The sequence below is a fragment of the Flavobacterium ardleyense genome (assembly GCF_033547075.1).
Classification (GTDB): Bacteria; Bacteroidota; Bacteroidia; order Flavobacteriales; family Flavobacteriaceae; genus Flavobacterium; species Flavobacterium ardleyense_A.
Map to the genome: position 1 here is coordinate 2292917 of NZ_CP137891.1, position 18706 is coordinate 2311622.

Sequence of the window (18706 nt, forward strand, 5' to 3'; positions counted from 1 at the left end):
TTCACATTGGCAATTAACTAGACTTTTGCCCCGCTACAAAAAATCTCAATTGGATGTTTGTCCAAGGTTTTGCCATTTAAAATTGACTGCCTTTCAAAATTTTCGTGTCCATCTAAATTGGAGTCATAAAAACCGTTATTTGATGCGTAATTCGAGAAATTATATGAGATTATTGCGAACTATTTAATTACAAAAGAAAAAATTCTAGCTGTTTCCTGAAAAAAATTAGGGAAAATGTAATTTATGATGGCACGGTAGTTGACTATTCCAAATTCTAACCTGGTAAATTTATTTATCTAAAAAAAAAGCTATATGAAAACATTAAAATTATTAGTATTTGGACTTCTGTTCATTTCAGCAACACAGGCACAGGTGTCTGTAAATTTAAATTTAGGAAAAGCTCCTGTTTGGGCGCCGCCAGAAAGAGTTGCGACTCAATACTATTATTTGCCTGAAGTCGATGCTTACTATGACCTTCCGGCTGAACGTTTTATATATCTAAATAATGGAGGATGGGTAAGAGCTGAAAAGCTTCCTGCAAAATTTCAAAATTACAATCTCCAAACCGGAAAAGTAATATTTTTGACCGATTATAAAGGAAAATCTCCATACAAATACCACAAAAAGCACAAGGCTAAATATGTTGCTAAAAGTTATGGTCCTGGAAACGTCATTTTCATGCAAAAAGGCGATAATGGGAAACATAAAGGACACAAAAAAGCGCATAAAAAAGCGCATAAAAAAGATAAGCACCACAAAAAGCATGATTAATTTCTAAAATAATCAGACGATTAAGAACTCTCTAACTATCAAAGTTACGACTCTTAACCGTCTGATTTTTTTTTAGTTATATAATAGATAATTTATTCTACTACGTTTTTAACTCTTTCTACTTTGTCTAATTTTGACAAAGTGAGCCGAACAATACTATCCTCGTGAGCCAATAGATCGTGTGGAACATTTGCTTCCAACGAGATTAAATCGCCTGCTTCTAGGGTCATTTTCTCGCTATTTACACCAAATTCAATCGTTCCATGATGCACTTCTACGGTGATTGGAAATCCTGCTTTATGCTCTTTCATCGTTTGGCCTTTTCTGAATAAGATACGAATTTCCTTTGCGGTTTCTGTTTCCATCATCACACTAATCGCTACCTTATCTTCGTTGTAATTTAAATCTTTTCTGAGAGATGCTGTTTTCATAAAATTATATAATTTAATTATTAAAAAATTTATTTTTTCAAGTTACTTAATATTTGATACAATTTGTCTTTTCAATAAACATAGATACGGTATTTTTATTCGCAATTGTTAGAGAATTATTACTTAGTCCAATCGTTTAGCTTGGGTTGTTAGTCTCATGACTGGGATACTAACATTGTATTAAATTGTATCCATGCTTGATTATAATGTTTATGGCACTTGTCAATATCCAAAATGGTTAACTTATTTATCTGCTGCTTTACGTTTTTAGCTATGCTGTACTACGCTTTCCGACAATTTGGTTCCGGTGGCTAAATCTTCTTTTTGCCTTAATTATTTTATAACGAAAATCATCAAAAAATAAACTTACAAGTAAAATGGCTGATGCAACTAGTAACGTATTTAATTTCCAATTTACGGTTGCGTACAGAAATCTTCCAAAATTCCGCCCATAAAAAAGAATGAAATAATATAAAGTCGGAGTTTTATATTAGCTTTAATCTTTTCTCTTTTAAAATGCAATCTTCTAAAAATCAAGTGCGAGACATCTATCCCCAAATCAGTGAAAAGTCCCGTGAGGTGCGTAGTTCTTACCACGGCGCTAGAAATTTTCGTAACAAACGAATTTTGAACTCCCATTGCAAAAAGCAGTGCGCAAACAATTAAGTTTGGATACCTAAATACCATAAAGTTACTAGCGACTCCCACCGCTATTAATACAGAAACTTCTATTAAAGTTGGTAGTACAAAGACATTTAATTTTTTACTTTCTCGGTAATTCTCGATCAAAAAACTAGTCAAAAACGAGCCCACAAAAAATGAAATTATATAAAAGAAAAAAATTGTACCTTTTACTATTTCAAAATCTGCAACATCGCCAATAAAAAACGCGAAATGTCCCGTAACATTGGTGGTAAGCTGTCTAAAAGCTAAAAAGCCCGCAACATTTACCATTCCTGCAACAAAAGAGAGTATGGTGGCTATTTGTAAGTTATGTTTTAAAGTTCTGCTTTTTCCTTGATGTCTAAACATTTCAACTGCAAATTTGATAAGTACTTTATTATCGAAAAACTTGCGGAAAAATTCCCGACGTGTTCCTATTAATAGTAGTATGTTTTCTGCTTAAAGTAAAGGTAGTTGTAATTTTATGAGAAAGTAAAAATTTTAAACGTGAATATTGAAAAACGCATTTTTAAAGAGATTACTAATAAACTGCTCTACTCGATTGACTATAGAAGTTGAAAATGTAGAAAATTTGTAGTGCATTTTCATAAAAATCTTAAGTTTTTATTATAAAAATTTTACTGAATATTTTGTTACTTAAAAGTCTATAAAAACATCCACATGAGAGCAATTCATATTACCAAATCCGGCGGTCCCGAAGTATTAAAGCTACAAGAAACTCCAATGCCAAAATTACTACAGAATCAAGTTTTAATCAAAGTCAAGGCTGCGGCATTAATCGAAGTGATGTTATAACTCGAAAAAATATGGTTTCTTACGGCAAAGGAACGGCAGCAACATTTTCAACAAAGGCTTCATTGTTGGCTTTTCAAGCCCAACGAAGCCTTAGCTGTTACCAGCAGTAATTTTAGCTTTCGACTTTTTTATAACTTATTATTTGATTATTTAAAATCAATACTGTTTTTAAATTTTCGGAATTCAAATCTTCAGATTCTCCAAGTTTTTGTAAAAGTAGATTTGTCATACTGTCAAAACTGTTTTCTTGTGAATGATTTGCTAAAATTGCTTTTTTATACTCAATTTCAATAATATCGCAATCAAATCCTTCTTCCTCAGCATCACTTAAGTTTTCATAAGCAAATACAACTCCCGGATCAAAAGTTGCTGGTTTTGAGACAAGCGTATTTTGAGTTTTATCAAGATTAGAATTTATTTCTGCTCCTAAAAATTTCCCATCTTTCTCTATCTTATCAAAATGATTTGTGTAATGATAGGCTATTCCATTTTCCACAATTTCTAATTCTGTGAAGGTTGGCACTTCTTTTTTTAAATACTCTAAAAGTTCTTCTGTAGACATAAGTTCTGTATTATTGCTGGTAACGGTTGACGATATATACAGTTGCCTGTGTTGCGCCTGCGGCAGGCAATTGGATGTATCGTGTGTTGTGGGCTGTTATCTTGTCTGCTAAGATAAGAATAACAGGAACAGTTGGGCAGGGAGAAAGTTAGATAAACGATTTTAAAGTATGATTCCTATCCTACTGGGGGATAGGCAGCGTTTTTTTAAATCTCAGCTTAAAATTAGCTGCATCTTGGCGTTCAAACAGTTGTAAGAAAAAAACTATTGACTTTTCGTTTTTTTTCTTATAACTTAGCCAAGCCTTTAAGCGTCTTCGCTTTGAAAATACATTTTCAGCAAATCTTCTTGCAAGGCTTGACCAAAAATTAAACGTATTTTATTTTCCGTTTTAATCGCCAGAATTCCACTTTCAATTTTAAGCCTTTTATCAAGTTTCGAGCGCTCAATTGCCCACAACTTGTTTATATGTCTAACAACGTCAGTTATATCAACCCAAATCTGGCTGTATATGTCTGACAAACGTCAGTGTTATTTACAAGAGCAATATAGATAATTTTTTTTATAAATCGTCAAATGGACTTTTTATTTGCTGAATACTTTTCGTGCTCACGTGGGTGTAAATTTCGGTCGTCTTGCTGCTGTTGTGACCCAAAAGTTCCTGAATATATCTTAAATCGGTTCCACTCTCCAAAAGATGGGTCGCGTAACTATGCCGTAGCCAATGTAACGTAACTGGCTTGGTTATAAATGCTTTTTTTAATGCTTGTTTTAAGACACTCTGCAAACTTTTTTCGCTATAGCGCGTTCCTGCTATACTTCCTTCAAATAAAAAGTTTTGCGGTTTGAAGACTAAATAATAATCTCGAAGCATTTCCAATATTTTTGGACTTAGCGGAACAATTCGGTCTTTATTGCCCTTTGAGTTTTTAAGCATAACGATATTTCTTTTGCTATCGATATGCACTGGCTTTAATGCCAAAAGTTCGCCGCAACGCAAACCACAACTGTAAATCATACTAAGCATCATTTTGTGTTTAATATTTGTATGTGCAGTCAATATAACTTTTACCTCTTCTTTGCTCAATACATTTGGTAATAGCTTCGATCTTTTTGGTCGGTGTATTTTGTCAATTTCAATTTTTGTTTCTAAAATAGTTCCAAAGTATAGTCTAACTGAATTCACAATTTGGTTCTGATACGAGGCCGAAAACTTATTCTTCAGTATAAAATCATTGTTGTAAATTATCACATCTTCATTCGTAATTTCTGAAATAGGCTTGTTCCTATAAAAAACAAAAAATGATCGCAGTGCATCGCAATAAGTCTTTATCGTATTCTCACTATACCGTTTGGAAGCTAAGTGCTGTTTGAATTTGGAAATTTGTTCAATGCCTTCCAATGACGGAATGGTTTCTTGATGCTGAATAATCTTAAAGATATTTCGATTTTCGACTGTATCGGGAAGATGCCAAACTGCTTTTCCTGCACTCCAACGAGCGTCGTCAAATTCCTTGATTCGCGCAATCAGTCTTTTGTCCTTTTCAAAAAAAACTGCAATTCGGCGCTCACCTCGATGGGTTATTAATTTGGCAGAAAATTCCATAATCAGCTGATTTTGTGAACTTAAAGTTAACCAAAATCTCTTTATAAATCACTTTTTGTTTTTAGCAGAAGTCCTGCGCAAGGGATGGGAATGGCATCCTTTGCTGCCAACCAAAATTTTCTAAATTGAAAACAGCAATTTGTGGCAGCAAAGATATAATGGACAGCCCGAACGGAGCCTAAAATAATGGTCTTAAAAAACGAGAATGTCTAGTAACTGATTTAATTCGATTGTAGCAATGGCTCTGGTTGCGCCCAAAAAAAACGACGCATCTTTAATACCTAAACGTCTCTTAACCGACAATTTTTGCATCGCGAACTATCATATCTGTGTTAGTTTTTGCATCTTTGGCGGCGGTATAAAATCTTTATATATTTTTATCGAAATGATACAGGCTAAGCCGAAAACTGACTAGAGTAGGCACGATTCAAAATTTATTTATGAAAAATTCAAGTTTATTAGTGCTGCTCGCAATTTCGTTTTCACTGACTTCTTGTTGGGAATTTAACCGAGCTCAAAAATTTAAGGATGCCGAGAACAACGGAAAATCGGTGTTGGTAGAGGCGGAAAGCTCCCGAAAAGCCTTAATTGAAACTGCTAAAGCCGAAAATGAAAGTGCCACGTTGCAAGCAGAAGCCCGAATCAAAATCGCAAAAGCCGAAGCACAAGCGGAAATCGAACGCGCCTACGGAATTGCAAAAGCCAACGAGATCATTGGCAACTCGCTAAAAGGAAACAGCGAATACCTGAAATACCTGCAAATTGATGCCATCAAAAATAGCACTGGCAGCAAAGTTTATATCCCGACAGAAGCAAATCTGCCAATCTTGGAAGCGAGGGGAAAATAAATCATCAAAATGGTTCTACAGACAAAAAAGCCTACAATATTTGTAGGCTTTTGTAGGCTATTGCGATTTTAGATTTTCGCCATCAGAAACGTGAAATTTCCTGAAAATAAAGCCGGATAATATGGTTAGCATTCCTACACTAAGAAATGTGAGGCGGAAGGCATTATGAGTTTCGTTGTGAATAAGCTCCTGGTTGTTTTCAAAGAATTTTAGAACTATCAGACCAAAAGCGATACCGAAACCGACCGCCAATTGTTGATTGACCGATACTAAAGAGTTTCCGCTGCTGGTTTGGAAATTTCGAAGATCAGCAATCGAAATGGCATTCATCGAGGTAAACTGAATTGAGTTGAAGAAGCCTAAAACCGCAATTATCGGAATAAACCACAGCAATGAACTGTTGATGTCGGGGATTGCGAGGCAACAAATTAAAGTTCCGATGATAAAAGTATTGACCATCAAGGTTTTTCTGTAACCAAATTTGTTCAGTATTTTTATCACGTAGGATTTCGCGAACATTGCCGTGAGCGCCATCGGGGCAATCATCCATCCCGAAGTCACTGCAGATTGCTTAAAAGCGACCTGAATCATTAATGGTAATAACAGCGGCACCGCACTAATTCCTAATCGTGTCGCGAGATTTCCGATAATGCCCACCCGAAATGTTCGCACTTGAAATAAGTTGAGCGGAAAAATCGGGTTGTTGTCTTTGCGCGCATGCTTATAATAATAGTACAAAAACAGAAATCCTAAGATGAAGAATATTAAAACTGGGGTGATATTTTTAGTATTTCCAAAAAGTTCTAGTGCGATGGAAAGTAGGAGTGAAGCTCCCGCAAAAATCATAAATCCCTTCATATCAAAATTCACAATTTTGGATTTGTAGTCGGGCATATATTTTATTCCCAGAACAATTCCCAGAATTCCAATTGGAATATTAATCAGGAAAATCCAGTGCCAAGAGAGGTAATCTACCATATAGCCTCCCACTAATGGTCCTAATACTGGCCCAATTAATGCGGGAATAATCGCATAATTCATCGCTTTTACCAGTTCTTTTTTTTCAAAAGTCCTTATCAGTGCCAATTTTCCAACCGGCGTCATCAAGCTTCCTCCAATTCCTTGAATCACTCTGGAAATTACCAGATGGGTCAAATTTTGAGAGGCGGCACAGAATAACGATCCCAAGCTAAAGAGTATTAGAGAGGCGATAAAGATTTTGCGAGTTCCAAAGCGGTCAGCTAGAAATCCACTTGCGGGCATAAAAACCGCCAAAGTTAGCACATAACTAATAATCGCATTCTGCATATTGAGCGGCGACTCATTTAGATCTCTCGCAATAGACGGCAGCGAAGTGTTGAGAATTGTAGAATCCAACATCTGCATAAATATCGCAGTGGCGAGAATTAACGGCAGCAGTTTCTTAGTGGTTTCTAAAGTTTGGATCTTTTGCATCTTACAAAATTATAAAAAGTCCAATCATATTTCTCAGTTTTAAAGAAATAAGCTGGATTTTGAAGTAATAGTTTGAAAGCGGTGGAAAGGCGGTATTTGCGTTGAAATCATGTTTATTATTTGGAGCTATTTCCTGCTGTCCACTGTATCTTTCCTGCCCAAAACAAAGGGCAGGAAAGGATGCCGTTGCCATCAGGGCTAGGGGACTTGCCCTTCATTTGAGATTATAGGTTTTTCTTGGAGCTATTTTGCTTCGCCCGTTCGCTTTGCTCGGGTCTGCTGTCCACCGGCATTGCGATCCCGATTTTTATCGGGAGTGGCAATCCTCTAAATATTTTTTAATATTTAAAAAAAGGATGCCGTTCCCATCAGGGCGACGGAATTGAGCTATTGTTTCAGATAGGTATTTAATTCGGATTTATATTTAGAAATTTGAAAACCCTCAAATATCGATAGTACGATATTTAAGGGTTCTATCATATTAAAAAATGAGTATTATATCGTTGACCAAAGCTAGCGGCTGATAGCTAAAGGCTGATAGCTAAAGGCTTGCAGCTAATTATTTATACAAAACCTCCGCACCTTTAAAAAACGGAATCCATTTGTCTTTTAGCGCTTGCGAAATACTGGCTTCTTTTACGGCTCTAAAGTTGGTGTACAATGCGTTTTTTCCTTGTACAATATACCAAAGTTGAGATTCCGGATTTTTATCGTTTTTGAAATTTGGTGATTCGATGGTGAAAATTATCCAAGGATATTCCGCAGACTGATCTTTTTCGATAAAGGTCAACTTCGCTTTTGCAGAATCTTCTTTAGCGCGGTTAATCATAAATGTCATAACCGTATCCATCGGAACACTTTTAGCTCCTTTTATAGACATCATCGTTCCTATTTCGGTCCAATCTTGCAAAGTCTCTTTTCCACGAACTAATTCAATCATTACGACCTCTTTATCTTCTTGATTGCTCGCTACTTTCCATTTCTCTTCGTCTGGCCAATCTAGTTTTAGATATTCTCCATCTAGACTTTTGTCTTCGCAAAATTGTGATAAGTACTTATCTGCTTGAGCATCGCCAATTTGCTTTGCCTGCATAAAGTCTTCACAAGCGCCCTCCTTATTTCCGAGTTGTGCACGAAGTTGACCGCGCAAGGTTAAGGCATTGGAAGTAGTAGGATCAAGCTGAATTGTTCTGTCAAGATCGGGTAGGGCTTGCTTATATTTCTCCTGACTTACAAAAATTGTAGCTCGGCTGTAGTAGGCTTTGGTATATTCTGAATCAAGTTCGATGGTCTTATTTAAATCTGCCATCGCCGATTTATAATCCTGAACTGCCAGCGAGCAATTTCCTCTATTAAAGTAAGCGTCCTTGTTAGTTTTATCTTCTTTAATGGCTTTTGAATATTCAGCAATTGCACTTTTATAATCTTTTTGATTGTGTTTATCAATTCCGTTCTGAAAATATTCTGCAGATGATTGAGCAAAACTAGAAAGAGAAAAAATGAATATAAGTACTAGTAATAGGTTTTTCATAAATTTGAGAAGCAAATGGCTTGCGATAAGTTGAATTTGATTAATTAAAAACAGTCGCAAATATATACTTTTAGGCTTTTGAAAATACGTTTAGATATATTAAATGCTATTCTTCTATCTACGCCCAAATTACTGTAAAATAAAAAATCAAGACATAGCGATCAAGTGCAAAATCACGCTATAGAGTACTTTAACGCCGCAGCACTGTGCGAAGTGCAATATTCGAAAAAATGTGGAAAAATTTTTAGCTGGCTGTTTTTAGAATATCCATTTCTTCTAGACGGTTTAGCGCAGCACAGAATAATTTATGAATTTGTTTCAGTATTTCAGTATGATCAACCAAACCATTTATAAAAAAGCTTAACTCAAATTCCCCATCCGGAAGTTTTTCACCCCAAATTCCTTTCTGATCAGAAATTTGAAAGTTGATATCTTTGAAAGCAAGAATTTGCAGTTTTACAGGATCATTTTTAAGAAATGATTTGACTTTAAGTTCGTCATTGGATTTAATAATAAATTTACGGTCAAATTCCTTATCGCCAATTTTTACATCTTGAGCGCCAAAAATCTTAGAAATCGAATCCAATAAACTCTGTGGATAGATTTCGAATCTAAAATCACTATTGCTTGAAAAAGAAGAGAGCACTCTTGTATATTTTTGCTCAAAATTCTGACCGCCAGAAGTTCTAAACTCAGTGTAATTATCAAATATGATTGGATGGTTGCGATGAAGTATTTTCACTTTATCCGATTCCCAATAACTTCTTTCGATAAAGTTTCCGTTCATCAATTTGGAAAATTGTTTTAGTACTTCAGAATTTGGGTAGTTCATGTTTTTGAAAGTTCTTGAGAGTAAAGTTAAATCGAATGATTGTTAAAAGATATTCATTGGAAGACAAACTTGCGCGACAAGCGGTTTTTACTTAGTTCTTATCTTAAATTGCCCAGTTAACATCCACGTATCTTATTTTCCATTTTCCTTCTATTTTTTTAGCTAAAAATACAGCATTTTGGGATTGGAAAGATTAATCGAGAATTTATTTTCTAATATTTATAATGCTTAAATTTCTAATCGAGAAAAGAAATTTCAAACTAGATGAGTAAGTGCAGAGTGGTACAATTTCTATATTTTTACTGGGGCAACACAAGCATACAAAATATTGATAAGTAGTTTCTGAGAATTACCGAAGTTCAATGGTATCAATCACCAACTCAAAACTTTCATCTTTTTTATTTCCTATCAAAAATCGAATTTCTTCAAAAAAAGTCTTATCAAAATTTGGCATATTCAGCTTTTGCCCCCGAAAAGAGGGTTGCAAATCGGCTAATGCAATTTCAATTTCTTGCCACTCTCCGGTGGTTGAAAATGTGGTTATATAAGAGTGCGAATTGCTTAGCTTGTCTTTAATTCGGAACTGATAGTCTTTGCCATCACCTTTTAAAGTTAGTATAACTTTGCTATCGGTATCAACTTTCAAAGTTGCAAACTCATGCCGAATCGACGAAAATCCGCCATTGTTTTCTGTAGAAACATCGCCGTAAAAAACGCCTTTGCCTTCTCGATCAATTTTGAATTTTCCCTGCGACATTCCGCCCATTACACCATCGTTGACAATTTGCCAATCGGCAGCGTTTGAATCTTTCTGAAAATCGTATATAATTGTAGACATATATTAAGTGATATAAATGAGATAAAAGACCTTCGTTTTGAAAGTGTTGCTCTAAGGTAACTGATTTTGCGAAAGCAGAAGTCTTAAAATAGTATTTGGAAGGTTTGATACGACCTTCAGTGGTGATTCTAGTGCTTTTTAATGCGTTCAGTTTTTAATAGTGCTATGAGCTTGAGATATATTAGTCGCGAGTTATCAATGACGCATAACATATTTTACTAGTGGATGCTCATATATAGAAAGCAGCAATTCTACATATAATTTTTGCTGATTGATTACACTAAATATCAGGTTCTTGAATGAAAGCTTTTTCGTTGCTCGGTGTAGCTTTTTTATCTAGGCGATGATTATCAAACAAATCCATTGCTGTATTTAGCATTCCAATTAATCCAATGCCCAAAACTATAATTCCATAAGAGAGCTCTTTCAGCGCTTTGTTTGTAGAAACGGATGCGCCAAATATGCCAATCGCAATACAACCAAACGCCAATAATGCCAGTGCAATTAACATCCGTTTTCCTTTTTTTGGATCCTCCCAGATTTTTCTGGACATCTCATTCTGCATTTTGGTCGTGTCTTGTAAAGTCGACAAACTGATCGCGATACCCATAAACAATAATGCTAAATTGTAATTTTCCCAAATTGTGTCAAATCCAACGATGTACGGTTGCACAATATAATAACCGCTTATCAGCATAAATGGATATTGTAAGTAGCTTATTTTATTGAGAATATTTTTTGGCTCAAACATAATTTTGTCAGTTAAATTGATTATTTATAATTATAATTTTTTCCACCATTTTGAATTTCAATTTTACTGATGCTAGCAATTGGAATTGTTCTGTCTAGACCCTGAATAAATCGGGATCGACTTCCTTTTAAAGTGTCATTTTCCAAAATTACTGTATCAAAATAAACAATGTACTTTTTCCCATTTTTATGAGTCATCCGCATTTCAATTGCTGGAGAATTAGCAATCGTCATTTTTTCTCCACTTTTGTCTATCACCTCAATTTTACTAATATTATTGGAAGAATATTTAATGTTTTTAAAATATAAAGGATTGTTTATTTTTACCTCATTCATATTAGAATTCGTAGCTACTACCATCTGATTTTTAAAGCTATCAATGGGAATTGTATAGGTTTTACAAGAAATAAATAGGAGAGAAGTGCCAATGAAGATAGATCTTGAGATTATTTTTCGCATATGAGTAAGGAGATTGCTAGTGAACCATATTTACTGTGCAATTTGCAAAAAATTCTGGTAAAGGCAGCGTGGTAAATTTATTATTTATTTCAGTTTAAATTCGTTTTCTAAGTATTGACATACTTATTTATAAATGTTCATATAGTATTTCCTGCAATGAAAATTCTAAAAATTATTAAATAATAAAGTGATAATGGTGCTGAGTAAGTAGGATTTTAGACATGAGCAAAGTCAACCGCATAATCGGAAATTTCACTATTGCGAAATAATGTCTGCGATTTTTAATAATACTCAATTTCTCTAATCCATTTATATAGCGCTACACCATCAACAGATTTTATAATTTCCACCCAATTATGATGAGCATCGTATTTATAAGTAAATAAGCTATAAGATTTTTCCATCTTCTTAGTGTGATAATTTTGTCTAGTATATGATAGTTCGCTTACAACGCCATTTTTGTATTTGTATTTTTCGATATTTTGCGCTTTAAAAATATCTTCGTCGCAGCAATATTTAGCAGTTAATTGATTGGCTTTATTGTACTCAAAATGATCATAGTATGGTTTTTGGTTGCTCATTATTGTCGAAATGCGAACTAAATTATCTCCTTTATAAGTCATAATTCTCTGGTTTCCTTCAACAATATCATTGCTATACTTCTGGCCGTCTATTGCATATTCCTGAGTTTTGATCAGTCTATTTTTTGAATCGTAGAAATTTTGAAGACTTTTGTAAACCACACCAATCGAATCATAAACGCCATAAGAGTGACCATTATTTTCCAATTGTACCCAAGTGCTTGGATCTTTTAAAATTTGATGATCCAATTTCCCTGCTGCATTGTAATAGTTAATAGTTTCTCGGACACTTCCGTCATCATCAAAATTTTTTCTTCTACTTAATTTACCATCTTTATAATCTTTAAAGATGTGTGCAAAATTATTGAAGGCTAATGATTGATAAAAAATATTTTCTAAAAGGTGCTCGTCATTTTCGCCATACTCTCTATAAAAATGATTTTCGGTGCTAATTGAATATGATGTACTGTCGATTCTACTGATTAATCGATTTTTCTTGTCATAAATATATCTGTAGGAATTTATTAATTCTCCTTTTTTTCCAAACCAATTTTCTCTGTCAATTATTCTATTAGGAAGGTAAAAGCGTTCGTAATTGATAAAATATGAATAAGGTGTCGAATACCAAAGAGTAAGAAATTTAGCTACAGTACTTTTCGGTCCCATAAATCCGGAATGTCCATAATCACTATCATACAACATTTGCGGATTCTCCTTTTCAGTCAAGAAAATCACCTTCTCACGAACCGACTTGACATTTCCAACGATACTGTCTTTGGGTAGATCCTGTGCGGATAGTATCGAGATTGTGAAAAAAAAAACAATAAAAGAGTATAAGTAGTTATATTTCATATATCAATGTTAAAGTATCATGGCAGCTAGTTGGTTTATAGAATATAATTTAATAGGAAAGATAGTCAATAGTGAGATAGATTTTTAGCTTATGTCACATATTTTTAAAAAAAAAAATTGGTGTTATTGTCTAAAAAAGCACGAGCGATATGAATGGCATTTTTCACATTGGCAATTAACTAGACTTTTGCCCCGCTACAAAAAATCTCAATTGGATGTTTGTCCAAGGTTTTGCCATTTAAAATTGACTGCCTTTCAAAATTTTCGTGTCCATCTAAATTGGAGTCATAAAAACCGTTATTTGATGCGTAATTCGAGAAATTATATGAGATTATTGCGAACTATTTAATTACAAAAGAAAAAATTCTAGCTGTTTCCTGAAAAAAATTAGGGAAAATGTAATTTATGATGGCACGGTAGTTGACTATTCCAAATTCTAACCTGGTAAATTTATTTATCTAAAAAAAAAGCTATATGAAAACATTAAAATTATTAGTATTTGGACTTCTGTTCATTTCAGCAACACAGGCACAGGTGTCTGTAAATTTAAATTTAGGAAAAGCTCCTGTTTGGGCGCCGCCAGAAAGAGTTGCGACTCAATACTATTATTTGCCTGAAGTCGATGCTTACTATGACCTTCCGGCTGAACGTTTTATATATCTAAATAATGGAGGATGGGTAAGAGCTGAAAAGCTTCCTGCAAAATTTCAAAATTACAATCTCCAAACCGGAAAAGTAATATTTTTGACCGATTATAAAGGAAAATCTCCATACAAATACCACAAAAAGCACAAGGCTAAATATGTTGCTAAAAGTTATGGTCCTGGAAACGTCATTTTCATGCAAAAAGGCGATAATGGGAAACATAAAGGACACAAAAAAGCGCATAAAAAAGCGCATAAAAAAGATAAGCACCACAAAAAGCATGATTAATTTCTAAAATAATCAGACGATTAAGAACTCTCTAACTATCAAAGTTACGACTCTTAACCGTCTGATTTTTTTTTAGTTATATAATAGATAATTTATTCTACTACGTTTTTAACTCTTTCTACTTTGTCTAATTTTGACAAAGTGAGCCGAACAATACTATCCTCGTGAGCCAATAGATCGTGTGGAACATTTGCTTCCAACGAGATTAAATCGCCTGCTTCTAGGGTCATTTTCTCGCTATTTACACCAAATTCAATCGTTCCATGATGCACTTCTACGGTGATTGGAAATCCTGCTTTATGCTCTTTCATCGTTTGGCCTTTTCTGAATAAGATACGAATTTCCTTTGCGGTTTCTGTTTCCATCATCACACTAATCGCTACCTTATCTTCGTTGTAATTTAAATCTTTTCTGAGAGATGCTGTTTTCATAAAATTATATAATTTAATTATTAAAAAATTTATTTTTTCAAGTTACTTAATATTTGATACAATTTGTCTTTTCAATAAACATAGATACGGTATTTTTATTCGCAATTGTTAGAGAATTATTACTTAGTCCAATCGTTTAGCTTGGGTTGTTAGTCTCATGACTGGGATACTAACATTGTATTAAATTGTATCCATGCTTGATTATAATGTTTATGGCACTTGTCAATATCCAAAATGGTTAACTTATTTATCTGCTGCTTTACGTTTTTAGCTATGCTGTACTACGCTTTCCGACAATTTGGTTCCGGTGGCTAAATCTTCTTTTTGCCTTAATTATTTTATAACGAAAATCATCAAAAAATAAACTTACAAGTAAAATGGCTGATGCAACTAGTAACGTATTTAATTTCCAATTTACGGTTGCGTACAGAAATCTTCCCAAAATTCCGCCCATAAAAAAGAATGAAATAATATAAAGTCGGAGTTTTATATTAGCTTTAATCTTTTCTCTTTTAAAATGCAATCTTCTAAAAATCAAGTGCGAGACATCTATCCCCAAATCAGTGAAAAGTCCCGTGAGGTGCGTAGTTCTTACCACGGCGCTAGAAATTTTCGTAACAAACGAATTTTGAACTCCCATTGCAAAAAGCAGTGCGCAAACAATTAAGTTTGGATACCTAAATACCATAAAGTTACTAGCGACTCCCACCGCTATTAATACAGAAACTTCTATTAAAGTTGGTAGTACAAAGACATTTAATTTTTTACTTTCTCGGTAATTCTCGATCAAAAAACTAGTCAAAAACGAGCCCACAAAAAATGAAATTATATAAAAGAAAAAAATTGTACCTTTTACTATTTCAAAATCTGCAACATCGCCAATAAAAAACGCGAAATGTCCCGTAACATTGGTGGTAAGCTGTCTAAAAGCTAAAAAGCCCGCAACATTTACCATTCCTGCAACAAAAGAGAGTATGGTGGCTATTTGTAAGTTATGTTTTAAAGTTCTGCTTTTTCCTTGATGTCTAAACATTTCAACTGCAAATTTGATAAGTACTTTATTATCGAAAAACTTGCGGAAAAATTCCCGACGTGTTCCTATTAATAGTAGTATGTTTTCTGCTTAAAGTAAAGGTAGTTGTAATTTTATGAGAAAGTAAAAATTTTAAACGTGAATATTGAAAAACGCATTTTTAAAGAGATTACTAATAAACTGCTCTACTCGATTGACTATAGAAGTTGAAAATGTAGAAAATTTGTAGTGCATTTTCATAAAAATCTTAAGTTTTTATTATAAAAATTTTACTGAATATTTTGTTACTTAAAAGTCTATAAAAACATCCACATGAGAGCAATTCATATTACCAAATCCGGCGGTCCCGAAGTATTAAAGCTACAAGAAACTCCAATGCCAAAATTACTACAGAATCAAGTTTTAATCAAAGTCAAGGCTGCGGGCATTAATCGAAGTGATGTTATAACTCGAAAAAATATGGTTTCTTACGGCAAAGGAACGGCAGCAACATTAATACCAGGCTTGGAAGTTTCGGGTCAGATTATAGAAGTGGGCGAGGACGTCAAAGACAAAAAGGTTGGTGATAATGTCTGCGCACTTATTGCAAGTGGTGGGTACGCCGAATATGTTGCGGTTGACAGTTCCCATTGTCTTTCTGTGCCAGACGGATTAACTTTGGAAGATGCTGCTGCGCTTCCCGAAACTGTTTTTACGGTTTGGTTCAACGTATTTAAACTTGGAAATCTTCAGCCGGGAGAGAAGTTACTAATCCACGGTGGTACTAGCGGAATTGGAACAATGGGATTGCAAATGGGAAAAGCTTGGGGAGCAGAAATATTTAGCACCGCGGGAAGCGAGGACAAAATCGAATTTTTGCAGAAAATGAATCTCGGTAAAGCGATCAATTATAAAAAAGAAGCTTTCGAAGAAATATTGAAAGATGAGAAAATAGACGTTATACTTGATATGGTTGGAGGCGATTACACTCAGAAAAATCTCGAAATTCTCAACGACAAAGGTCGCTTAGTTTATATTAACGGGATGAAGGATATGAACGTAAAAATAGACCTTCTCACAATAATGAGAAAGAATCTAATTTTGACTGGAAGTTTGTTAAAACCGCAAACTGATGTCGTAAAATCTGAAATAGCCTTAGAAGTTGAGAAAAACATTTGGCCAATGTTGCATTCAAAAGATATCCGTCCCATTATTTACAAATCTTTCAAACTCGAAGATGCCGCTGAAGCTCACAAACTAATGGAAAGCAGTGATCATATCGGAAAAATTTTGCTAACTATGGATTAGTGATAGTTAATATATCTCACAGGACAATTAGCCAGAAAACGAAAGATTTTGTGTGGAGTTAAATCAGTGAATGACGGTCCCAAAACAAAATCTTTCAATCTTTGAATTTTAGAATCTTTCAATTTTTCAATCTTTATTTTATTCGACCCGCTTCAAATCTGCAATTCTCCCATCTCCAACAATAAAAGGACCATCCAAATTAGGATCATTTTCCTTTGCCCATTCCATCTGATGAAAACAAGTTTTGACGTGGTTAATCAAAGTTTCTTTATTTCCCGTTTCCCAATATTCCCCTTCATCTACCACTTTTAAGTCTTCAAAGTTTGGAATCAAGGTTTTTAAAAAATCAATTATTGAAATATGAATATTGATGTCGGCAAACTGGGTTTTACAATATTCCTGAATATAATTATCGGCATCAAATTCCAAATTAAAAGGATCGCAATTTTCAGCCGGTTCAATCCTAATTCCTTTGGTTGCTCCATTATAATCCCAATCTTCCTGATTTCTTACCCTCCGCAATAATTTTTCGTCTTCCTCAATTCGCTTATAATCCATTTTATTTTCCTTGGCAAAATCCGTCGCTTTTGCCATCACATCATCGTAATCTTGTTCACTTTTTAAATGCCCTTCAAAATGTATCGTAACTCCCATTTATGTTTTTTATTTATATCTTTTGATAGATGCGAAGTTAGCAGATTTTTTTGTGGTACACGATGAGATTTTTTTGGAGCTTTATCCTGCTGTCCACTGTATCTTTGCTGCCAGAAATAACGCTATTAAAATTCGAATTTTTCGGTGGCAGCAAAGGATGCCGTTCCCATCAGGGCTAGGGGACTTGGCCTTTATTGAAGTTAATTTATAAAGATTGCACTAAACTTTTTAATCAGAAATAGCAGAAAAGTTATTATGTTCGAAAAAGTCATAACCTAAATCCAAAGTGATAAATTTTGAATTGGAAAGTTCAATTTTAAAAAATCTTCCATCAGTTTCAACTATCTTTTTGTCCTTGATGTTGGAACTACTAAGAATATATTTAGTTGTAAATGCAATCTCTGATTCTTTCGCATTTTGCAATTTTGAATTTAAATAAAAAAGCTCAGATTTAGATAATTTTAAAATAGCTGTTGAAGATTTAAATCTGCCACTATCCAAATCAATAAGAGCAGTACTAAAATCCACTTTATCAAGCTTTAATTTTTGCTCTAAATAAACTAATGGATAAAGTGCTCTTTTAAATTCGGTTGGGGAAGCAGCGCCATAATCGATAATTGACTTTATTATCTTGTCATCCTTAATAAATGTCACAGAAATCGCCATTAAATCTGAAGCATTGTTGGTATAACTATTTTCCAAATTTTGATATTCTGCTTTTTTAAAATTCTTTTCAATTTTCGCAAAATCTTCCTTCTTAATTCTGGATTTAAAAGCGCCTGTTGCTGTTGTATATTTTCGCTCATAGAATACAACATCACCAGTTTTCGAAATAATGATATCAGAAACTGGACAAGTCCCATAACATCCATAGGTTGAAACTATAATTTTGTCAAATGAAGTCTCAGGATCGATTTTGTAATGGCGTTTGATAAATTTTACCGGAAACTTATCTTCATACAAAAGGATTAAAGAATCGTTGGTAATTTTTTGAATCTCAAAAACTTGCCAATCGTTTTCCTCCAAATCAAAAATCTGCAAAGTATTTTGGACAATTTTATATCTAGTTTCAGTTCCTAAAAATAATCTTCTTCCGACATCGTCGATTTCAGTATAATCGAAATAACCAACCTTATTCTCACAGATTCCATTCTCTCCAAAATAAAAACCCAAATCACCCACGTAACGTGGCAGCGGTGGCGGGGTGCGTTCGCCATCGTGCAACATAGTATCAATAAAAGGAATTATTTCCCAATCTCCCTGAATAAATTTTTCGTAATCACAAGTTTTTGAACCGCAAGAAAATAGCAAAACTGATATTATAAAAGAGACGTAAACTTTGATCATATTTCAATTTTTTTACTGATGGAAAT

Annotated in this window: 21 protein-coding genes; 5 read left to right on the forward strand and 16 right to left on the reverse strand. The window is 34.0% G+C overall.

Annotated elements, in window-relative coordinates; genetic code table 11:
* The first annotated feature begins 312 nt into the window (after positions 1–312).
* A complete protein-coding gene (locus SBO79_RS09915) occupies positions 313–771 on the forward strand; it encodes a hypothetical protein (RefSeq protein WP_318640249.1) in 459 nt (152 codons plus the stop codon).
* Positions 772–863: 92 nt separating this feature from the next.
* On the opposite strand, the gene SBO79_RS09920 is transcribed toward SBO79_RS09915, so the two are convergent.
* Complete coding sequence (locus SBO79_RS09920) at positions 864–1202, reverse strand: cupin domain-containing protein (protein ID WP_318640250.1); 339 nt, start codon at positions 1200–1202, stop codon at positions 864–866.
* Between the two features lie 414 nt (positions 1203–1616).
* Positions 1617–2234 (reverse strand): YoaK family protein, encoded by a 618-nt coding sequence (locus SBO79_RS09925; RefSeq protein ID WP_318640251.1) that lies wholly within the window; start codon positions 2232–2234, stop codon positions 1617–1619.
* A 312-nt stretch (positions 2235–2546) separates the two neighbouring features.
* On the opposite strand from SBO79_RS09925, the gene SBO79_RS09930 reads away from it, so the two are divergent.
* Positions 2547–2681: a hypothetical protein gene (locus SBO79_RS09930; protein ID WP_318640252.1), complete on the forward strand. Its 135-nt coding sequence runs from the start codon at positions 2547–2549 to the stop codon at positions 2679–2681.
* A 112-nt stretch (positions 2682–2793) separates the two neighbouring features.
* On the opposite strand, the gene SBO79_RS09935 is transcribed toward SBO79_RS09930, so the two are convergent.
* From SBO79_RS09935 to SBO79_RS09945, 3 genes are all read right to left on the reverse strand, one after another.
* Positions 2794–3243: a hypothetical protein gene (locus tag SBO79_RS09935; RefSeq protein WP_318640237.1), complete on the reverse strand. Its 450-nt coding sequence runs from the start codon at positions 3241–3243 to the stop codon at positions 2794–2796.
* A gap of 306 nt (positions 3244–3549) precedes the next feature.
* Positions 3550–3765: a hypothetical protein gene (locus SBO79_RS09940; RefSeq protein ID WP_318640238.1), complete on the reverse strand. Its 216-nt coding sequence runs from the start codon at positions 3763–3765 to the stop codon at positions 3550–3552.
* 40 nt (positions 3766–3805) lie between these two features.
* Positions 3806–4849, reverse strand: coding sequence for a tyrosine-type recombinase/integrase (locus SBO79_RS09945; RefSeq protein ID WP_318640239.1), 1044 nt, complete (start codon positions 4847–4849; stop codon positions 3806–3808).
* 440 nt (positions 4850–5289) lie between these two features.
* Here SBO79_RS09945 and SBO79_RS09950 point away from each other — a divergent pair, with 440 nt between their 5' ends.
* A complete protein-coding gene (locus SBO79_RS09950) occupies positions 5290–5697 on the forward strand; it encodes an SPFH domain-containing protein (protein WP_318640240.1) in 408 nt (135 codons plus the stop codon).
* A 57-nt stretch (positions 5698–5754) separates the two neighbouring features.
* Here the strand turns inward: SBO79_RS09950 and SBO79_RS09955 are convergent, their stop codons facing one another.
* The 7 genes from SBO79_RS09955 to SBO79_RS09985 form a co-directional block, all read right to left on the reverse strand.
* Entirely contained in the window at positions 5755–7152 is a 1398-nt protein-coding gene (locus tag SBO79_RS09955) for an MFS transporter (RefSeq protein ID WP_318640241.1), read from the reverse strand.
* Positions 7153–7711: 559 nt separating this feature from the next.
* Positions 7712–8683, reverse strand: coding sequence for a tetratricopeptide repeat protein (locus SBO79_RS09960; protein ID WP_318640242.1), 972 nt, complete (start codon positions 8681–8683; stop codon positions 7712–7714).
* Between the two features lie 244 nt (positions 8684–8927).
* Positions 8928–9515, reverse strand: coding sequence for a hypothetical protein (locus tag SBO79_RS09965; protein ID WP_318640243.1), 588 nt, complete (start codon positions 9513–9515; stop codon positions 8928–8930).
* 349 nt (positions 9516–9864) lie between these two features.
* Positions 9865–10353, reverse strand: a complete 489-nt coding sequence (locus SBO79_RS09970; protein ID WP_318640244.1) for a CIA30 family protein — start codon at positions 10351–10353, stop codon at positions 9865–9867.
* A 280-nt stretch (positions 10354–10633) separates the two neighbouring features.
* On the reverse strand, positions 10634–11104 hold the full coding sequence (locus SBO79_RS09975; protein WP_318640245.1) for a hypothetical protein: 471 nt from the start codon (positions 11102–11104) through the stop codon (positions 10634–10636).
* Positions 11105–11124: 20 nt separating this feature from the next.
* A complete protein-coding gene (locus tag SBO79_RS09980) occupies positions 11125–11562 on the reverse strand; it encodes a hypothetical protein (RefSeq protein WP_318640246.1) in 438 nt (145 codons plus the stop codon).
* A 281-nt stretch (positions 11563–11843) separates the two neighbouring features.
* On the reverse strand, positions 11844–12995 hold the full coding sequence (locus SBO79_RS09985) for a hypothetical protein (RefSeq protein WP_318640253.1): 1152 nt from the start codon (positions 12993–12995) through the stop codon (positions 11844–11846).
* Between the two features lie 474 nt (positions 12996–13469).
* On the opposite strand from SBO79_RS09985, the gene SBO79_RS09990 reads away from it, so the two are divergent.
* Positions 13470–13928, forward strand: a complete 459-nt coding sequence (locus SBO79_RS09990; protein WP_318640249.1) for a hypothetical protein — start codon at positions 13470–13472, stop codon at positions 13926–13928.
* A gap of 92 nt (positions 13929–14020) precedes the next feature.
* On the opposite strand, the gene SBO79_RS09995 is transcribed toward SBO79_RS09990, so the two are convergent.
* Positions 14021–14359: a cupin domain-containing protein gene (locus SBO79_RS09995; protein ID WP_318640250.1), complete on the reverse strand. Its 339-nt coding sequence runs from the start codon at positions 14357–14359 to the stop codon at positions 14021–14023.
* A gap of 271 nt (positions 14360–14630) precedes the next feature.
* Positions 14631–15392 (reverse strand): YoaK family protein, encoded by a 762-nt coding sequence (locus tag SBO79_RS10000; protein WP_318640254.1) that lies wholly within the window; start codon positions 15390–15392, stop codon positions 14631–14633.
* A gap of 312 nt (positions 15393–15704) precedes the next feature.
* On the opposite strand from SBO79_RS10000, the gene SBO79_RS10005 reads away from it, so the two are divergent.
* Positions 15705–16679: an NAD(P)H-quinone oxidoreductase gene (locus tag SBO79_RS10005; protein WP_318640255.1), complete on the forward strand. Its 975-nt coding sequence runs from the start codon at positions 15705–15707 to the stop codon at positions 16677–16679.
* A gap of 138 nt (positions 16680–16817) precedes the next feature.
* Here the strand turns inward: SBO79_RS10005 and SBO79_RS10010 are convergent, their stop codons facing one another.
* Together SBO79_RS10010 and SBO79_RS10015 are read right to left on the reverse strand one after the other, a co-directional pair.
* The gene (locus tag SBO79_RS10010) at positions 16818–17333 is read right to left on the reverse strand and encodes a hypothetical protein (protein WP_318640256.1); all 516 of its coding nucleotides are present in this window, start codon (positions 17331–17333) and stop codon (positions 16818–16820) included.
* Between the two features lie 228 nt (positions 17334–17561).
* Positions 17562–18680, reverse strand: coding sequence for a DUF6438 domain-containing protein (locus SBO79_RS10015; protein WP_318640257.1), 1119 nt, complete (start codon positions 18678–18680; stop codon positions 17562–17564).
* Positions 18681–18706 lie beyond the last annotated feature (26 nt).